Origin of the sequence: Azospirillum endophyticum (genome assembly GCF_016595245.1) — a bacterium.
In the GTDB taxonomy this organism is placed as follows: domain Bacteria; phylum Pseudomonadota; class Alphaproteobacteria; order Azospirillales; family Azospirillaceae; genus Azospirillum; species Azospirillum endophyticum.
On the sequence record NZ_JAENHM010000084.1, the window covers coordinates 43,539 to 60,456 of the forward strand.

Annotated in this window: 16 protein-coding genes; 6 read left to right on the forward strand and 10 right to left on the reverse strand. The window is 68.0% G+C overall.

Annotated elements, in window-relative coordinates:
* Positions 1-5: 5 nt before the first annotated feature.
* Genes JHL17_RS32980 through JHL17_RS33000 form a run of 5 tightly spaced genes read left to right on the forward strand, consistent with a single transcriptional unit; the run spans position 6 to position 6,281 of the window.
* Complete coding sequence (locus JHL17_RS32980) at positions 6-887, forward strand: ABC transporter permease (RefSeq protein WP_200198885.1); 882 nt, start codon at positions 6-8, stop codon at positions 885-887.
* Entirely contained in the window at positions 884-1,738 is an 855-nt protein-coding gene (locus JHL17_RS32985) for an ABC transporter permease (RefSeq protein ID WP_200198886.1), read from the forward strand. The genes JHL17_RS32980 and JHL17_RS32985 overlap by 4 nt, the downstream gene beginning before the upstream one ends.
* A 10-nt stretch (positions 1,739-1,748) precedes the next feature.
* Positions 1,749-3,278, forward strand: coding sequence for an N-acyl-D-amino-acid deacylase family protein (locus tag JHL17_RS32990; RefSeq protein ID WP_200198887.1), 1,530 nt, complete (start codon positions 1,749-1,751; stop codon positions 3,276-3,278).
* Positions 3,279-3,296: 18 nt separating this feature from the next.
* The gene (locus tag JHL17_RS32995; RefSeq protein WP_200198888.1) at positions 3,297-4,958 is read left to right on the forward strand and encodes a methyl-accepting chemotaxis protein; all 1,662 of its coding nucleotides are present in this window, start codon (positions 3,297-3,299) and stop codon (positions 4,956-4,958) included.
* Positions 4,959-4,991: 33 nt separating this feature from the next.
* On the forward strand, positions 4,992-6,281 hold the full coding sequence (locus tag JHL17_RS33000; RefSeq protein WP_200198889.1) for a D-amino acid dehydrogenase: 1,290 nt from the start codon (positions 4,992-4,994) through the stop codon (positions 6,279-6,281).
* Positions 6,282-6,464: 183 nt separating this feature from the next.
* Here JHL17_RS33000 and JHL17_RS33005 read toward each other — a convergent pair whose 3' ends face one another.
* From JHL17_RS33005 to JHL17_RS33035, 7 genes are read right to left on the reverse strand one after another with little or no spacing between them, the layout of a single operon-like run.
* On the reverse strand, positions 6,465-7,118 hold the full coding sequence (locus JHL17_RS33005) for an RraA family protein (protein WP_200198890.1): 654 nt from the start codon (positions 7,116-7,118) through the stop codon (positions 6,465-6,467).
* A gap of 38 nt (positions 7,119-7,156) precedes the next feature.
* Positions 7,157-8,182, reverse strand: coding sequence for a C-terminal binding protein (locus tag JHL17_RS33010; RefSeq protein WP_200198891.1), 1,026 nt, complete (start codon positions 8,180-8,182; stop codon positions 7,157-7,159).
* Between the two features lie 24 nt (positions 8,183-8,206).
* Entirely contained in the window at positions 8,207-8,971 is a 765-nt protein-coding gene (locus JHL17_RS33015; protein ID WP_200198892.1) for an amino acid ABC transporter ATP-binding protein, read from the reverse strand.
* Positions 8,968-9,768, reverse strand: coding sequence for an amino acid ABC transporter permease (locus JHL17_RS33020; protein ID WP_200198893.1), 801 nt, complete (start codon positions 9,766-9,768; stop codon positions 8,968-8,970). The genes JHL17_RS33015 and JHL17_RS33020 overlap by 4 nt, the downstream gene beginning before the upstream one ends.
* A 5-nt stretch (positions 9,769-9,773) precedes the next feature.
* Entirely contained in the window at positions 9,774-10,481 is a 708-nt protein-coding gene (locus tag JHL17_RS33025; RefSeq protein ID WP_200198894.1) for an amino acid ABC transporter permease, read from the reverse strand.
* A 45-nt stretch (positions 10,482-10,526) separates the two neighbouring features.
* A complete protein-coding gene (locus JHL17_RS33030) occupies positions 10,527-11,720 on the reverse strand; it encodes an alpha-hydroxy acid oxidase (RefSeq protein ID WP_200198895.1) in 1,194 nt (397 codons plus the stop codon).
* A gap of 44 nt (positions 11,721-11,764) precedes the next feature.
* Positions 11,765-12,610, reverse strand: a complete 846-nt coding sequence (locus JHL17_RS33035; RefSeq protein ID WP_200198896.1) for a transporter substrate-binding domain-containing protein — start codon at positions 12,608-12,610, stop codon at positions 11,765-11,767.
* Positions 12,611-12,744: 134 nt separating this feature from the next.
* On the opposite strand from JHL17_RS33035, the gene JHL17_RS33040 reads away from it, so the two are divergent.
* Complete coding sequence (locus JHL17_RS33040) at positions 12,745-13,650, forward strand: LysR substrate-binding domain-containing protein (protein WP_200198897.1); 906 nt, start codon at positions 12,745-12,747, stop codon at positions 13,648-13,650.
* A 229-nt stretch (positions 13,651-13,879) separates the two neighbouring features.
* Here the strand turns inward: JHL17_RS33040 and JHL17_RS33045 are convergent, their stop codons facing one another.
* The 3 genes from JHL17_RS33045 to JHL17_RS33055 all read right to left on the reverse strand — a co-directional run bounded on the left by JHL17_RS33045 (position 13,880) and on the right by JHL17_RS33055 (position 16,626).
* Positions 13,880-14,203: a DUF4387 domain-containing protein gene (locus tag JHL17_RS33045; RefSeq protein ID WP_200198898.1), complete on the reverse strand. Its 324-nt coding sequence runs from the start codon at positions 14,201-14,203 to the stop codon at positions 13,880-13,882.
* Between the two features lie 2 nt (positions 14,204-14,205).
* Positions 14,206-15,552, reverse strand: coding sequence for an acyclic terpene utilization AtuA family protein (locus JHL17_RS33050; RefSeq protein ID WP_200198899.1), 1,347 nt, complete (start codon positions 15,550-15,552; stop codon positions 14,206-14,208).
* Positions 15,553-15,705: 153 nt separating this feature from the next.
* A complete protein-coding gene (locus JHL17_RS33055) occupies positions 15,706-16,626 on the reverse strand; it encodes a LysR substrate-binding domain-containing protein (protein WP_200198900.1) in 921 nt (306 codons plus the stop codon).
* Positions 16,627-16,918 lie beyond the last annotated feature (292 nt).

Below are 16,918 nucleotides of genomic sequence, written 5' to 3' on the forward strand. Positions count from 1 at the left end.
CCGCCATGACAGCATCGTTCAAACGGCTCGCGGCCACATTGTGGAAACCCGACGGACGGAGGTTTCCGGCGCCGCTCTCCCTGCTGCTGGTCGGTCCGCTGGTGATCGGCCTGTGCGTGGCGTTCATCCTGCCGGTCGGCCGCCTGCTTGCGGTGAGCGTCTGGAACCCGGACTTCACCCTTGCCGAGTTCGTCCACATCGCCGAATCCCCGCTCTACCTGCGCATCCTCGGCCGGACCCTTCTGCTGGGCATCACGGTCACCGCCCTGACGCTGGTGCTGGCCTATCCGGTCGCCTTCCTGATGACCCGGCTGAGCGGATGGCGGCTCGCCGTCGCGACCGCCTGCGTGCTGGTGCCGCTGTGGACCAGCGTGCTGGTGCGCAGCTACGCCTGGATCATCATCCTGCAACGCAACGGCCTGCTCAACTCCGTGCTGATGGGGCTGGGGCTGACCGACGCGCCGCTGCCGCTGCTCTACAACGAGCTGTCGGTCACCATCGCCATGACCCATGTGCTGCTGCCCTACATGATCCTGCCGATCTGGGCGGCGCTGCGCACCATCCCGCGGGACCTGCCGCTGGCGGCGCAGAGCCTCGGCGCCAACGCTTTCCGTGTCTTCTTCCTGGTGGTGCTGCCGCTGAGCCTGCCGGGCGTCGCCTCGGGCGTGCTGATGGTCTTCATCCTGTCGCTCGGCTTCTACGTCACGCCGGCCCTGGTCGGCGGGCCGGAGACGCTGATGGTCGCCACGCTCATCGGCCAGCAGACCACGGAGCTGCTCAACTGGCCCTTCGCCGGTGCGCTCGCAGCCCTTCTGCTCGGCATCACCCTGCTGCTCGTCACGGTGTTCAACCGCTTCCTCGGGCTCGACAAGAAGGCCGCGTCATGACCTCGCACGCGCATTCCGCGCCGGCGGCCACCGCGGCCGCCCGGCGCCACACCCTCTCGAAACAATTCGGCGACGCGCTGCTCAAAGGCGTCTGCGCCCTGATCTTCCTGTTCCTGCTGCTGCCGACCCTGGTCGTCATTCCGACGTCGTTCAGCGACACCCAGTACCTGGCCTTCCCGCCGGCCCATTGGTCGCTGCGCTGGTACGTTGCGTATTTCCAGGACCCGGAATGGATCGGCGCCACGCTGTTCAGCCTGAAGGTCGCCGGATTGACCACCGTCGCGGCCATGACCTTCGGCACCATGGGCGCGCTGGCGCTGGTGCGGGGCAGGGTGCCGCTGAAGGGTGCGGTGCGCGCCGTCGTGCTGGCACCGATGATCGTGCCGCACATCGTGATCGCCGTCGCCATGTACATGGTCTACATGAAGTGGAACCTTCTGGGATCGCTGACCGGCTTCGTGCTGGCCCACACGGTGGTCTGCCTGCCCTTCGTGGTCATCACCGTCTCGGCCGGCCTGCAGAAGATGGATCCCAGCCTGGAGATGGCGGCGGCCAGCCTGGGGGCGAGCCGGCTGCGCGCCTTCCGCCACGTCACGCTGCCGCTGCTGGGACCGAGCTTCGCGACCGCCGCGGCCTTCGCCTTCATCACCTCGCTCGACGAGGCGGTGATCTCCTACTTCCTGTCCAGCAGCACCGAAAAGACGCTGACGCGCAAGATGTTCGAGGACATCGACTTCGACCTGTCGCCGACCATCGCGGTGGTTTCCACGCTCATCATCGTCATGTCGGTGCTGCTGATGGGCGCCATCGAGGGACTGCGGGCGCGGGCAGCGCGCCGGGTCAAGGCATAAGGGACGCATCATGGAAAAGCTCGTCAGCCCGTCTCTGCCGCAGCCCTGCGGCGGGGACGGAAGCGGGGAACCGCGCCCGCACTACGACGTGGTCCTGCGCAACGGCATGGTGGCCGACGGCAGCGGGCGACCGGTCTTCGCGGCGGATGTCGCCATCGCGGCGGACCGCATCGTCGCGGTCGGTCCGTTGCCGCCGGCCAGCGGCACGCTGGAGCTGGACGTAACGGGGCTGGTGGTGGCGCCCGGATTCATCGATGTCCACACCCACGACGACCGGCTGATCCTCATGCAGCCGGAGGCTCAGCCGAAGGTCACGCAGGGCGTGACGACCGTGGTCACCGGCAATTGCGGCGTCAGCCTCGCTCCGGTGATCCTCGATGCCGCGGCCTCAGACGGTGCGGTGCCGGCCCCGCTGAATGTGCTGGGCAAGGCGACGGACGACTTCTTCGGCAGCTTTCCCGCCTATCTGGCGGCGGTGGAGGTGGCATCGCCCGCGGTGAACGTGGTGCCGCTGGTCGGGCATATGGGGCTGCGCGCGTCGGTCGGGGCCGACCCGGCACGGGCGGCGTCGGACGGCGAGGTCGCCGCCATGCAGGCGATGCTGGACGAGGCGATGCGGGCGGGAGCCTTCGGCTTCTCCACCGGCCTCGCCTATCCCTTCAGCCGCAACGCGCCGATGGAGGAGGTGGTGGCGCTCGCCTCGGTCGCCGGCCGCTACGGTGCGGTCTACACCACCCACATGCGCGACGAAGGGGAGGGGGTGCTGGCCTCCCTGGAGGAATCCTTCGCCACCGCGCGGGCCGCCGGCGTGCGGCTGGTCATCTCCCACCACAAGTGCCTGGGCGTGTCGGTCTGGGGGCGCAGCGTCCTGACGCTGGCGGCCATCGACGCGGCGGCGGAGCTGTCGGACGTCGCCCTCGACGCCTACCCCTACACCGCAAGTTCCACCGTTCTGCTGCCGGAAAAGCTGAAGCGGTCCAGCGAGACCTGGGTGACCTGGTCCACCCCCTTCCCCGAGGCAGCCGGCCGGCGGGTCGAGGATATCGCCGCCGACTGGGGCTGCACGCCGGAGGAAGCGGCGGAGCGCCTGACGCCGGCCGGGGCGATCTACGTCAACATGGACGAGGCGGACGTCCGCCGCATCCTGAAGCACCGGCTCTGCATGATCGGGTCCGACGGCTTGCCGCACGACCAGCATCCGCACCCGCGGCTTTGGGGCACGTTCCCGCGCGTGCTCGGCCATTATTGCCGCGAAACCGGCCTGTTCACCCTGGAGGAGGCGGTTCACCGGATGACGGGACTGCCGGCGCGGCAGTTCGGCATTCCCGACCGCGGAGCCGTCCGCGCCGGTGCCTACGCCGACCTCTGCGTCTTCGACCCGGCCACGGTGTGCGATCGCGCGGACTTCCGCAACCCCACCGAGCCGGCGGACGGCATCGTCCACGTCTTCGTCAACGGCCAGCCGGTGCTGCGGGACGGCCGCATCGTCGGTGCGCGTCCCGGGCGGGTCATCCGCAATCCCCACAGCAGCGCGGCCTGACCCGCGCAGGAGGCGTTCATGAACACAGGTCCGGGCACGCGCGCCAGAGGCATCGCGGGCAAGCTGCTGCTCCTCTTCGGTGTCTTTACGGCGGTGTCGCTCGCCGTGGCCGGCGTCAATCTGCGCGGTCTGGAGGCGATCGGCCGCAGCGGGGAGGCCACCGTCCAGGGCTATGAGGTGATCGGCCGGCTGCAGCAGCTCCTCCAGAACGTCTCCGAGCAGGACATGGCCGTCAGCCTCTATCTGGCCTCCACCAATCCGGAGGTTCTGGCGCCGTTCAAGGATACGCTCAAGCGGCGGTTCGACACCCTCGTCGAGGAGACGCAGGCGCTCCGCCCGGCCGACTTGCCTCACCGCGCCCGGCTTGAGGCGACCGTCGAGGCGGTCAACCTGTGGCGCGACGCGGTGCAGGGCGACATCCGGATCATGACCGCCACCGACGGGTCGCGCGCCGCGATCGAACGCATCCGCCGCTCGGTCCGCGAAACCATCGAAGCGGAACGCGCGACCCTTGCCGCGCAGTCGCGGGCCGCGTCGGAGCAATTCGCCGGGCAGCGCCTGATCATGGCCATCGGAGCCGCGGCGTCGGTGATCGGGGCGGTCATCCTCTATGCGTTCGTGGCGCGGCTGGTGTCGCGTCCGATGCTGCGCATCGCGCAGGTCATGCAGCGGCTGTCGGCCGGCGATACGGCCGTTGCGGTGCCGCACGCCTCGCGGTCCGACGAGATCGGCACCATGGCGCGGTCCGTCCAGGTGTTCCGCGACGCGCTGCTGGAGCGTGGGCGGCTGGAGTCCGAAGCGGCGGCACAGGCCGATCGGGCGGCGGCCGAGCAGCAGCGCCTGATGGCCGGCATCTCGAACCGCCTGGAAAGCAGCGTGCACAGCGTGGTGGCGGCGCTCAACGAGCGTGCCGGCCAACTCCAGCAGCGCTTCGGCGTCGTCTTCGAGGCCGCCGAGTGTTCGAGCCGCGAGGCGGCCAAGGTCGCCTGTCTGGCCGACGAGGCGTCGGTGCGCGTGGATGCCGTGGCCGGCGGTGCCGAGGAGCTGTCGGCATCGATCGCCGACGTGTCCAGCCAAGTCAGCCGCGCCGCCGCTGTCGCCCGCGAGGCCACCGCCAAGGCCCATCACACCAACGCGATGGTCGCCGGCCTGGAGACGGCGGCGGAGCGCATCGGGCGCATCGTCACGCTGATCAGCGAGATCGCCCACCGGACCAACCTGCTGGCTCTGAACGCCACCATCGAGGCGGCCCGGGCCGGCGAGATGGGCCGCGGCTTCGCGGTCGTCGCCTCGGAGGTGAAGAGCCTGGCCTCGCAGACGGGCAGGGCGACCGACGAGATCAAGGCGCAGGTCGGCGCCATGCAAAGCGCCACCGGCGGTGCGGTGACCGCCATCCGCGAAATCGCCGACACGATCGCCGCCATGCAGGAGATCTCCGCCACCATCGCCACTTCGGTCGAACAGCAGGGCGCCGCCACCGCCGACATCGCCCGCAACGTCCAGGGGGTGGCATCGGGCACACGGATGGTGTCGCACCACATCACCGACGTCAGCGTGGCGGCCGAGACCTCGTCGGCGACGGTCCGCAAGGTGCAGGCGGTCGCCAGCGAATTCGTCATCGAAGCGGAAAACCTGCACGGAGCGGTGGCCCGGTTCCTGGCGCAGCTGCGCGCCGCGTGAGCGGGGGCCGCGCTTCAAATGAAAGACGCACGCATGCACATCATCGTTCTCGGGGCCGGCGTCGCCGGCCTGACCACCGCCTATTGCCTTGCCCGGGACGGCCATGACGTCACGGTCGTCGACCGGGAGCAGGGGCCGGCGCGTGGTGCCAGCTTCGCCAACGGCGGTCAGCTCAGCTACAGCTACGTCGCGCCGCTGGCCGGCCCGGGCGCGTTGCGGGATTTGCCGCTCTGGCTGCTCGACCGCAATTCGCCGCTGCGTTTCCATCCGCGCCTCGACCCGCATCAGTGGCACTGGTGCCTGCAGTTCCTGGCGGCGTGCACCGGCCGGCAGAGCCGCCGCGCCACCGAGTGCCTGCTGGGCCTCTCCTTGTACAGCCGCGCGTTGCTGGAAGAGTTCGTCGCCGAAACCGAACTGGACTTTTCGCATTCCCGCACGGGCAAGCTGGTGGTTTACTCCAGCGAGAAGAGTTTCCGGGGCGCCGTCGCGCAGATGCGCTACCAGGAACGCTTCGGCTGCGTTCAGCACGCCGTGGATGCGGCGGAGTGCCTGACGATCGAGCCGTCCCTGTCCCGCATTCGCGACCGTCTGGCCGGCGGGATTTTTACGCCCGGCGAGCAGGCCGCCGATTGCCATCGGTTCTGCGTCGGGCTGGAAACGCTGCTCCGCGCGGAGCCCTACGCCGTCAAATTCGCCTATGGCCTCGCGGCCAAGCGGTTCGTCTGCGACCGGGAGCGGGTGTTGGCGCTCGAAACCGATCAGGGCGCCATCGAGGCCGACGCCTATGTCCTTGCCTTGGGAACCGGAAGCCGGGCGCTGGCCGGCACGGCCGGGGTCGATCTGCCGATCTATCCGCTGAAGGGGTACAGCATCTCGGTGTCGGTGCGCGCGCCGGCGGCGTCCCCCCGCGTCAGCGTCACGGATTATGCCCGCAAGATCGTCTACGCTCCGCTGGGCGATCGGCTGCGCGTCGCGGGTATGGCCGACATCGTCGGGTACGGACGGGACATGGACGAACAGCGGCTGGCACTGCTGATCCGCGAGGCGAGGGCCGCTTTCCCCGACGTTTCCGACTATCGACAGGTCGAGCCATGGTGCGGCTTGCGCCCGGCGACGCCGACCAGCATGCCGATCCTCGGACCGACGCCATTGCCCAACCTGCTTTTGAACGTCGGACACGGCGCCCTCGGCTTCACCCTGGCGATGGGGTCGGCGCGGGTCGTCGGCGATCTGGTGGCCGGTCGCCGCCCGGCCATCTCGCTCCAAGGGTTCACATTGCCCAACGTCGTCGCCACCGGGGCCGAACTGGCTCCCGCTTCATAGCAAGTGCCTGAGCGGGTATCCGGGCGGATCGGGCAAATCGACTTGACCGGTCTCCCAACAGCCGCTCCTACACCACATCAGGGGGTCTGCCCGCGTCTCGGAGCGAATCCCGTCAACAGGTTGAGTTCTGCATCAACCTCTGAGCGGGAGCGGTGCCAATGAGAGCGGCTTGGCGCGGCTGCGTCATTTGGCGCTCGGCATCTCGAACATCGTTGGAATCGGCACGCCGGCCCGGATGTCCCGGATCCAGCCTTCCTCCTTGAGCAGGTGGGCTTGTGCGGCGGCCAGCACCGTGGCGGCCTGCTCCAGGGGGACGACGACCACGCCGTCGTCGTTGCCCAGCACGATGTCGCCGGAGCGCACCGGGACCCCCGCCACCGAAATCGTCCCGTCGATGATGCCGCCGAAGCCGTGATGCGGCCCACGCGGCACGACCGACCGGCAGAACATCGTGAAACCGGCCTTGCGCATGTCCGCGACGTCGCGGACGGCGCCGTCGATGACGGCGCCGCCCAACCGGCGATGGATGGCCTCCTCCGCCATGACGCCGCCCCAGACCGCCGTGTCCTCGACACCGCCGGCATCGACCATCACGATCTCCCCGGGCCGGGCGTTGCTGATGAGCGCGCAGATCGGGCCGCAATCCCCGACCATGGTCGTGACCGTCCGGGCTTGGCCGCACAGGATCTGACCATCCGTGATCGGCTTGATCGCGGCGTTCATCACCTGGGTGCGGTTCATGCAGTCGGAGGCGACCGCCGGCGGGATCGCCCGCCAAGCGTCGAGTTCCTCGTCGCTCAGGACCCGGAACTGGGTGTCGTGCTGCTGGAAGGCCATGGCTCGTTCCTGATGATGGAGGGCGGGGTCCGGCGGCTTCAGGAAGCCTTCGCGTCCCAGCCCGGGTTGACGTTGTTCCGCAGCCGTCCCTCGAACAGGAAGTCGAGCAGGATCTCGGCGGAGAAAACGCGCATGTCGCGATAACCGGCCTCGGAATAGAAGGCGGCGTGCGGCGTCAGGACGAGACGCCCGGCAAGCCAAGCCTCCTCCGCCTGCCACGCCGCGATCAGCGGCGGCGGCGGCATGGGCGGTTCCTTGGGCAGCACGTCGAGACCGGCGGCGGCGAGATGCCCGCTCTTCAGCGCGTCGTGGACCGCGTCCACGTCGACGAGGCCGCCGCGCGCGATGTTGAGCAGGATGCCGCCGGGCTTCATCAGCGCCAGTTCCGGCTTGCCGATGATGTTGCGGGTCCGTTCGGACAGGGGCACGTGCAGGCTGACCACGTCGGAGCGGGACAGCAGTTCCGGCAGGGTCTTGACCCGCTCGATCCCAAGGCCGAGTTCGTGGCCCTCCGGGAGATAGGGATCGACGTAGATCACCGTCATGTCGAAGGCGGCGGCCCGGCGCATGATCGCGGTGCCGATGCGCCCCATGCCGACCGCGCCGAAGGTGGCCCCCCGGATCCGGCGCACCACGGGAACGTTCTCCGCCAGGAAGCCGGCAGCGAGATCCGCCCTCAGCCGCTTCTCGTAGGAGCCGAGCCCGCGGACGAGGTGCAGCAGCATGGCCAAGGCGTGGTCGGCGACCTCCGACGTGCCGTAATTGGGCACGTTGCAGACCGGAATGCCGCGCGACCGGCATGCCGCGCCGTCGACATTGTCGAACCCGACGCCGACCCGGACGATCAGGCGGCATTTGTCGAGCTTGGCGACGACCTCCGGCGTGATTCGCATGCGGTGCCAGACCAGGATCGCGTCGCAGGAGCGCCAGGCCTCGTCCGGGATGGCCGCCGGGTCGGTTTCGTCGAACACGAGGTAGTCGAGCCGGTCTCCCGACACGCCGCGCTCGACGTCGAGGTCGCGGAGATGAACGTCGGGGACCAGGACCTTGAGAGGGTGGGTCATGGGGTTTCCTTGAGGACAGGGCCGTCAGAGGACCTTTTCGAGAAAGGCTTTCAGCCGTGGGTCGGTGGGATTCTGGAAGAGCGTGCCGGGCGGGCCATGCTCGACGATCACGCCGCGGTCGGTGAAGAACACCTCGTCCGCGACCTCCTGGGCGAAGCGCATCTCGTGGGTGACCAGCACGCAGGTCATGCCCTCGCGCGCCAGATCGCGGATGACGTTCAGGACCTCGCTGACCATCTCGGGGTCGAGCGCGGCGGTCACCTCGTCGAACAGGATGACATTGGGCTGCATGGCGAGCGCGCGGGCGATGGCGACGCGCTGCTGCTGGCCGCCGGACAGTTCGCCGGGATAGGCATCCTGCTTTCCCGTCAGCCGGACCTTGGCGAGCAGGGCGAGCGCCCGCTCGCGCACGGCGGCCGGTTTCTCGCCCAGCACCTGCACCGGCGCCATGGTCAGGTTCTGCAGCACCGTGCGATGGGGGAAGAGGTTGTACTGCTGGAAGACCATGGCGACCTGATGGCGCAGCGGCACCAGCGCCTTGTCGCTCTTCAGCGTCTCGACCGCGAAGGAGCCGACGCGGATCGTGCCCCGGTCGATCGACATCAGGCCGTTGATGCAGCGCAGGATCGTCGATTTGCCCGAGCCGGACGGCCCGATGATGCACACCACGCCGCCGTCGCGGACGGACAGCGACACGCCGTTGAGGACCGCGTTGGCGCCGAAGGATTTGTGGACGTCCCGCATCTCGATGAGCGGGGCGGATTGCTGGGAATGCCGGTGATGGGTCATTGGCGAACTCGCACCCGTTGCTCCAGCCAACGCGTCAGGATGGCGATCGGGAAGCAGAAGAGGAAGAAGAGGAACAGGACGTAGAGGTAGATCGCCGTCGCGTAATGCGCGCCGTCGCTGGCGATGACGGTGCGGGCGACCGAGAGGATGTCGTTGGCGCCCGTCACCACGACCAGGCTGGTGCCGATGAACAGCATCGCGTAGGTCGTCATCAGGTTCGGGGTCATGAACTGGATCGCCTGGGGCACCACCACGCGGCGCAGGATCTGCAGCCGGCGATAGCCCAGCGAGCGGGCCGATTCCCATTGGCCGGTCGGAACCGCCTCCACGCCGCCGCGAAACACCTCGGCGATGTTGGCCGTCACCGGCAGCGCCAGCCCGATGATCGCCTTGATCACCGGCGAGAACGAGAAGATCGTCCCGAAGGCCTCGATCTCGAACGGCAGCAGATAGAGCATCGCGTAGAGCACGACGAGCCAGGGCGAGTTCCTGAGCACGTTCATGAGCAGGACCGACGGAGCCCGGACCAGGACGGATTGCGAGATCATCCCGATGCCGAGCGCGGTGCCGGCGACGGCGGCGATCATCATCGCCCAGACGCTGATGACGATGTTGGCGGCGAAGCCGCCCTCGAACCGGCTGAAGTCCGGGGAGCCGCTGAGAAGCAGCGGCGTCCGCATGGCGAGCGCCTGGAGGACGCGTCCGGTCTCCGCGCCGTAGACGGTGACGAGAAGCGCCGCGAGGACGAAGGTGACCCCGACGGTGCCCAGCGCGAAAAGTTTGAGTTCCGCATTCATGGCCGTCACGATCCGTAGCCGGGGATGCGGAAGGCGGCGGCGATCCGGCGCACCACCAGCACGGCGAGGCTGGCGATCGCGAGGTAGATGACCCAGATCAGCAGCATGACCTCCAGGTTGCGGAAGGTTTCCAGCATGATCTGCGTCGCGCCGTACATGATGTCGGCCACGGCCACGAGCACGGCCTGGGACGAAGTCTTGATCAGGCTGACGATGTTGCTGGTCATGGGCGGGATGCTCATCCTGAGGCCGATGGGCAGTTCCACGTGGCGGAAGGTCTGCAGCCGGGAATATCCCAGCGAACGGGCGCCCTCGACGGTCTGGGCGGGCACGGCGAGCAGGCCCGACCGGATGATCTCGACGGCGATCGCGCCGTTGTAGAGGCCGAGCGAGAGCACCACGCAGGTGAAGCCGGTGAACAACGGAATGCGCCCGCCCGTTACCGGATCGGTGAGCGTCAGACCGATCTCCGACAGCATGAAGTACAGGAAGAACAGCTGGACGAGCGGCGGCGTGTTGCGGAACAGTTCGACGAAGATCGTGACCGGCGATTGCAGGAAGCGCACCTTCAGGTGAAGAAGGGCGGCGCCGACGATGCCGATGACGAACATCAGGACCATGCCCAGCAGGCTGAGCAGGATCGTCGTGCCGATGCCGCGCAGCAACCACGTCTGATAGAGTGGATCGAGCAGCCAGCTGAAATCGAGCGTCATGCCGGCGTCCCCATGGTCTGGCGTTTGACGGGTTTCCGCATGCGTTCAGCCCCGACCGTCACGGATGAGGGGAACCGCGTCGAACTCGGCGAGCCGGTTGATGCCCAGCAGCGCCATGGTCCGGGTGATTTCGTCCTTCATCAGGGACAGGGCGTGCTCCACGCCGACCCGGTCGCCGGCCGCCGCCGCCAGCAGGAACGGCCGCCCGACGAAGACGAGCCGGGCACCGAGCTTCACCGCCTTCAGGACGTCGCTGCCACGCCGGACGCCGCCATCGAACATCACGGTCAAGCGGTCGACCTGATCGGCGATGCGCTCCAGCAGGTCGAGCGCGCCTTGGGCGCAGTCGATCTGCCGGCCGCCGTGGTTGGAGACGATGACGCCGTCGACCCCGATCTTTTCGGCCATCCGCGCGTCCGCAGCGGACATGACCCCCTTGAGAACGAGCGTACCGTTCCAGCGCTGCCGAAGCCGTTCGATGTGCGTCCAGGACAGGCTCGACCGCAGGCCGATGTCGCGGACGAGCGTCCGGGAGAACACCGGCGGCCCCCGCTCCGCGTCCATGTTCTCGAAATGCGGCGCGTTGCGCGTCAGCAGGCTGCGCAGAAGCACGCGCCACAGCCAGACCGGCCGCGTCATCCCCTGCCAGGCAAGATCGGCGGTCGGCCGCACCGGCGAGCGGAAGCCGTGGCGCGCGGCGAGCTCGTGCTGGCCATGCACCGCCGTGTCGACGGTCACCACCAGCGTGTCGAAGCCGGCGCGCTCCACCCGCTCGACCAGCGGAAGGATGCGCGCCTCGTCGCCGGGAATGTAGGCCTGGAACCAGCTGGTCGCACCGGCTTGGCGCACCTCCTCCAGCCGGGTCAGCGAGGCCCCGCTCAGGATGAATGGAAGCTTCGCCCGCGCCGCCTCCTGGGCGAAGAGCACGTCGCAGTCCGGCGCCACCAGCCGGCTGAAGCCCATCGGCGCGATGCCGAACGGGCCGGCGTAATCGACGCCGAAGACGCGCGTCGACGCGTCGGTCCGGGAGACGTCGACGAGGACGTTCGGGATGAAGGACCGTTCGGCGAAGCTTTGCAGGTTCCTACGATGCGTCGCGCCGTCCTCGGCGTGGCCGGAGACGTATTTGAAGATCGCCCGCGGCAGCTTCCGTTCCGCCATCGGTTCGAAGTCGTTCAGGCACAGGGCCCGCTCCACGACCCGTGGCGCCCGCCGCGACGTGACCTCGATCTTGTGCATGGTTTCTTTCCGATCAGCCGGATGACCCGGCCGCCCTGCGCGGCTCAATTCGCCGCGGCGGCCTTCACCTTCGCGTCGGCGGCGCGCTTGGTCACGTAGTCGCTGACGCCGAGCTTGTACTTCTTCTCGCCCTCGGCCATCAGGCCCGCCGCTTCGGCGCGGATGATGGCCTTGTTCACGGCATTCAGGAACGCGGGTTCGTTCTTGCGGACGCCGCCGCCGATGGGGATGTAGTCGAAGGTGTCGAGCGCGATCTTGTACTTGTCGCTCCAGCCCTCCTCGGCCACCTTCATGTGAAGGTTCGGGCCGTCATAGGCGATGGCATCGCATCTGTTGTCCTGGAAGGCCTTGTAGATCTCCGAGGTTCCGGTGAACAGGACCAGATCGGCGCCGTATTTCTCGATCAGGGTCCGGTTGTAGACGTTGCCCTGGCTGCCGCAGAGCTTGCGGCCCTTGACATCCTCCCAGGATTTGTACTCCGCGCTCTTCGGCGTCAGCAGCACCATCCCGGCCATCAGATAGTATTCGGTCGTGTAGTCGATGATCTTCTCGCGCTCGGCCGTTTTGCCCAGCGTCGCGAAGATCACGTCGATGCGCCCGGCGTTCAGCAACTCGATGCGGTTCGAGGCGACGACCGGCACCAGCTCGATCGCGGTCTCCGAGCCGAACAGGTCCTTGGCGACGGCCCGCGCGAGATCGACCTCGAAGCCGGTCAGTTCGCCCTTCTGGTCGAGGAAGCCGAAGGGCACGTAATCGTTGCGGATGCCGGCGATCAGCTTGCCGCGCTGTTTCACGCGGTCGAGCTGATCGGCCTGTGCCTCGGCGCAAAAGACGAGGCTGGTCGTCAGCAGGGAGAGGAGGGCAAGCGGCTTGGCGAAACGAGGCGTCATGAAGATCCCCTTTTGCTTGAGCGCACGAAAAATCGATGGGACCGGCGCTTCGGAGCCTATGATCGCGTTGTCTTTCATAATGTCATAATAGATAATTTGCCCCTGACAATAAGCTGATCTTATGGTCGAGTGCGATGAACGTCCGACAGATCGAGGCCTTCCAGGCAGTCATGGCAAGCGGCAGCGTGACGCGTGCGGGGGAGCGGCTGAGCATCTCGCAACCCGCCGTCAGCCAGCTGATCGCGCAATTCGAACGGAGCTGCGGCTTCCGCTTGTTCAACCGCCAGGGCAGCAAGATCACGCCGACCCGCGAGGCCGAAGCGCTCTACAACGAGGTTCAGCGCATGTTCATCGGCGTCGGCCAGATCGCACGGGTGGCGACGGCGCTGCGCGACCAGAACTGGGGATCCGTCAGCGTCGGCGCCTTTCCGGCCATTGCCCGGCGTGTGCTGCCCGAGATCGTGTGGAGCTTCTGCGAGGCGCATCCCGACATGCGTTTCCGTCTGGAAAGCATGCGCTCGCGCAGCCTGATCGACGCCGTTGCCGCCCAGCACGTGGATTTCGGCCTGAGCATCCTGCCGGGCGACCGCCCCGAGGTGGTCAGCACGCATCTGCACCGCCTGCGCGGGGTCTGCATCCTGCCGGCCGGGCATCCTCTGGCCGAGCGTCACACCATCCACGCCCACGACCTCGCGGACGAGGACTTCGTCTCGCTCGGTCCGCAGGATCACTCGCGCTTCATGATCGACCGGGTGTTCGACGAGTTGAAGGTGGCGCGGCGCAGCCGGATCGAGGCCGGCCAGTCGGAGACCGCCTTTTCCTTCGTCGCGGCCAAGGCCGGCGTCGCCGTGGTCGATCCGATCAGCGCCTTCAACAACGAGGACGCGCGCATCGCCGTCCGCCGGTTCGAGCCTGCCGTCGAGTTCGACATCTGGCTGATCCGGCCGAAGGCGGCGCGCTCGTTCAATCTGGTCGACAGCTTCGTCGCGTTCACGCTGGAGCGGCTGGACGTGTTCGCCACGACCCTCTCCGCGACCTGACCGCCGCCCTGGCGCCCACTCGTTCGGCGGTACTACGACCTCTTCCGCCCCGGGGACCGCGACCTGTACCCCCGCTGGTCGCGGTCCGGGACCGGCTACTGGAGGAGACCGCGCCGGACCGGTAGCGGACCCTCATTCCCACCGGAATGGGCTGGCTTACGACGCCGGACGGGCGCTGCGTTCGAAACAGAGTTCGGCCCCCTCCATCACGGCGAACAATCGGCGGCGGTCAGCCCACCGGCACGGCGATGAGCATCAGCGGGACATGGTGCTGGCAGCCGTACATGTCGCCATCCCCGGACGAACCCTGGGCGCGCGGGCGCCTGATGGTGATCTTGATCGCGTTGGCCATGTCGATCTCGAAGAAGGACGACACCTGCGAGACATCGATGCCGTAGGCCCTGGCGACCGACTCCGCGCTGATCGCGCCGGTCGCGCGGACGGCCTCGTAGCGGTCCTTGTCCTTGAACAGGATGTCGAAGGTGATCCGGTAGGGGCCCGCGTTCTTGCTGCGGACGATGTCGGCCAGATCCTTGAGGGGGCGCGTGGTCATCTTCACAGATCCTCGTAGCGGACGGGGAACAACTCGGTCGGGGTGTCGACCTTCATCAGGTGGTAGGCGCTGAACTCGTAGACCGGCCCCAGGTCGAGATCCGAGGGGGAATAGGGAAAGGCGAGGTTGCCCGACGTGTTGATGATGCCGGGGTAATGGTAGTGCAGCATGGCGCCGCTGATCTGGTGGCACGCTGCATGGGCCAGTTCCTGGTCGGCGGCCGTCACCTCGATCACGAGGCCGATTTCGCGCTGGGGCGTCGTGTCCGGCTCCAGTTCCTTCATCACGCCGTTGCCACCGTAGACGTGGAAGGCCACGGCGATCGGTGCCGGGGCGAAGTAGTCCAGGGCCTTCCGGCGGACATCGTCCAGGATCGCATCGAGCGCCCGGATCGTGGTCGGGCAGCGGATGCCGGCGATGGCGATGGAGCGGTAGCCGGCAAGCCTGGCCCCTTCGAGCTTCACGTAGTAATCGGCCGTTTCCGTCAGCGTGGCGCCGCGCACCCGGACCTGACGTTCCCCGACCTGCTCGAACGAGCAGCCGGACAGATCGATCTCGTGGCCGGGGCCGGATTGCTTGAAGGGGTTCTCGCGTTCGTACAGTGAATGGGCGGCGACGGACTTGACCGAGGCGCGCCGCGCCGTGCTGCCGGGCTCCAGCAGGAAGCTGTCCTCCTCCACCGTGCCCAGCATCACATCCATGGCGAAGGGCTCGGCCGAGAAGGCGCCGCATTCGAGGATCTTTCCCATATGGATCGCCAGCGCCGGATCGGCCCCGCGCCAGATCGGGAAGGCGGCGATCACCGAATCGTCGCAGGCCCGGCCGGCGATGATCACCTCGGCGCCGCCGTCGAGCGCCGCGCAGATCGGCTCGTGCCCCATCTGCGCGACCAGCGTCACGGTCTCGTCCAGAAGCTCCTTGGTCAGGGGGGCGCCGGCTTCGAAATCGACGATCTCGCCCGCCGCGACGGCCCGTTCGGCCCGTTCGATCGGGATGTCCGAGCGGATGGTCGCGAGCCTGAAGTTCAGGCCCTGCTCCCGGGCGATCTCGCGAACCAGCCGGGCCGTCCGCTCGACCTGGACGCCCGACCCGGCACCGCCGACGCTGCCGACGATGACCGGGATTCCGGCCGCGCGGCCGGCGCGGATGAGCGCGGTCAGTTCCCGCTTGATGCTGACGTCCGACACCAGCGGCTTGCCGGAGCCGAGGTAATGCGGTCCCGGATCGGTCGACCCGGCGTCCACCGCGATGACGGCCGGTCCCAACGACATGCCGCGGGCCAAAGCGTCGTCGCCGAAACCGTATCCTAGCGTCCCCGTCGGGGTGAGCACTGTAATCGCGGCCATCATCCACCTCGCATCGTCAACGGACGGGGGATCGGGCAGGCGTTGCGCTCCTGCCGGCGATCCGGTTGCTCCGCTGGAATTGAGGGCTTGGGCGGCGGTCGGGTCAAATCGCTTATGGCGGCTCAGCCATAACCAGGGGATATGCCTGCCGCAGCCCTATTCCGGCGTGCCGATCACCTTCGCAAGCTCCGCGATCCTGACCGTCAGCCGGCTGCGGACATGCGCGATCAGGGCTTGCGAGCCCAGCGAGATGGCGCGGAAGCTCGGCGTGACGACCCAGATGTCGTAGGTCACCCGCGGCCGGAAGGGGCGCACGACAAGCTGGGACGGGACGAAATCGACCGTGCTCAACGGGTCCACGACGGCGACGCCGACTCCGGCGCCCACGAAGGAGCAACAGGCTTCGGTCAGCTGCGCCTTCAGGACGATGTCGCGCGCGGCGCCGCATTCGGAAAAGGCCTGATCGACCTTGAGCTGGGCCCGGTCCTCCTCGGCCATCGCGACGAAGCGCTCGCCGTGCAGATCCTCGGCTTCGATCACCGCGCGACCGGCCAGCCTGTGGCCGGCCGGCAGGACGCAGACCGCGTCCATCGAGCACAGCCTGTCGAAGCGGACGCCGGGACGCTCGGAGGCGACCATGCCGAAGCCGACATCGACCCCCTGCGAGGCGACCCGGTCGACGAGAAGCCAGGAATTGCGGCTCGACAGCGTCACCCGCAGTCCGGGCTTCGACCGCAGGAAGTCCGCCAGGATCGGCGGCAGGACACGGGTCGCGAGCGACGGAAAGGCGACGATCTCGATCTCGCCATAGTCGAACTGCCGGATGGCGCGGGCCCGTGCCGACACCGAATCGACGCCGAGAAAGACCCGTTCGACCTCGGAATACAGCATCTCGCCTTCGGCGGTCGGAATGACGCCGTTCTTCTGCCGATGGAACAGGGAGAAGCCGCAGGAGCGCTCGAGCAGCAGGATCAGCTTGCTCACCGCAGGCTGGGACAGATGCAGCTTTTCGGCCGCCCGCGTGAAGCTTCCGAGTTCGACGATGGCCTTGAAGGCTTCGAGTTGCCGGATGTTCATAACCGGAGGTTATCGTGGATCGCGGCGCGGCACGAGCGTCCCTTTGAGTGGCGTCGAACGGTTGGTCCGGTGCCCCTTCGGCCAGATCCTCGCCTCGCCCTTGAACCACAGCTTGACTTGAGTGTCCGTGTCAGTCGCACGGGCGGTCTCTACGCCCTTGCGAGGCCCCCTTTGCGAAAGCTTCCGCCGCTTTGGCGCTGCGCAGGGGACGCACGGGCCGCGCCTTCTGCCATGACAGGGCGAGCCGGCGCGAGAGGCGCGACATCGACTGCGGGCAATGGTCTTCCAAGGG

What these genes read in the sequence shown, in the direction of transcription:
- JHL17_RS32995 (WP_200198888.1), top strand. Translation starts at nt 3,297, where the DNA reads ATGAACACAGGTCCGGGCACGCGCGCCAGAGGCATCGCGGGCAAGCTG.
- JHL17_RS33020 (WP_200198893.1), bottom strand. Translation starts at nt 9,768, where the DNA reads ATGAATGCGGAACTCAAACTTTTCGCGCTGGGCACCGTCGGGGTCACC.
- JHL17_RS33055 (WP_200198900.1), bottom strand. Translation starts at nt 16,626, where the DNA reads ATGAACATCCGGCAACTCGAAGCCTTCAAGGCCATCGTCGAACTCGGA.
- JHL17_RS33000 (WP_200198889.1), top strand. Translation starts at nt 4,992, where the DNA reads ATGCACATCATCGTTCTCGGGGCCGGCGTCGCCGGCCTGACCACCGCC.
- JHL17_RS33025 (WP_200198894.1), bottom strand. Translation starts at nt 10,481, where the DNA reads ATGACGCTCGATTTCAGCTGGCTGCTCGATCCACTCTATCAGACGTGG.
- JHL17_RS33045 (WP_200198898.1), bottom strand. Translation starts at nt 14,203, where the DNA reads ATGACCACGCGCCCCCTCAAGGATCTGGCCGACATCGTCCGCAGCAAG.
- JHL17_RS33035 (WP_200198896.1), bottom strand. Translation starts at nt 12,610, where the DNA reads ATGACGCCTCGTTTCGCCAAGCCGCTTGCCCTCCTCTCCCTGCTGACG.
- JHL17_RS33030 (WP_200198895.1), bottom strand. Translation starts at nt 11,720, where the DNA reads ATGCACAAGATCGAGGTCACGTCGCGGCGGGCGCCACGGGTCGTGGAG.
- JHL17_RS33015 (WP_200198892.1), bottom strand. Translation starts at nt 8,971, where the DNA reads ATGACCCATCACCGGCATTCCCAGCAATCCGCCCCGCTCATCGAGATG.
- JHL17_RS32985 (WP_200198886.1), top strand. Translation starts at nt 884, where the DNA reads ATGACCTCGCACGCGCATTCCGCGCCGGCGGCCACCGCGGCCGCCCGG.
- JHL17_RS33040 (WP_200198897.1), top strand. Translation starts at nt 12,745, where the DNA reads ATGAACGTCCGACAGATCGAGGCCTTCCAGGCAGTCATGGCAAGCGGC.
- JHL17_RS33050 (WP_200198899.1), bottom strand. Translation starts at nt 15,552, where the DNA reads ATGATGGCCGCGATTACAGTGCTCACCCCGACGGGGACGCTAGGATAC.
- JHL17_RS32980 (WP_200198885.1), top strand. Translation starts at nt 6, where the DNA reads ATGACAGCATCGTTCAAACGGCTCGCGGCCACATTGTGGAAACCCGAC.
- JHL17_RS32990 (WP_200198887.1), top strand. Translation starts at nt 1,749, where the DNA reads ATGGAAAAGCTCGTCAGCCCGTCTCTGCCGCAGCCCTGCGGCGGGGAC.
- JHL17_RS33010 (WP_200198891.1), bottom strand. Translation starts at nt 8,182, where the DNA reads ATGACCCACCCTCTCAAGGTCCTGGTCCCCGACGTTCATCTCCGCGAC.
- JHL17_RS33005 (WP_200198890.1), bottom strand. Translation starts at nt 7,118, where the DNA reads ATGGCCTTCCAGCAGCACGACACCCAGTTCCGGGTCCTGAGCGACGAG.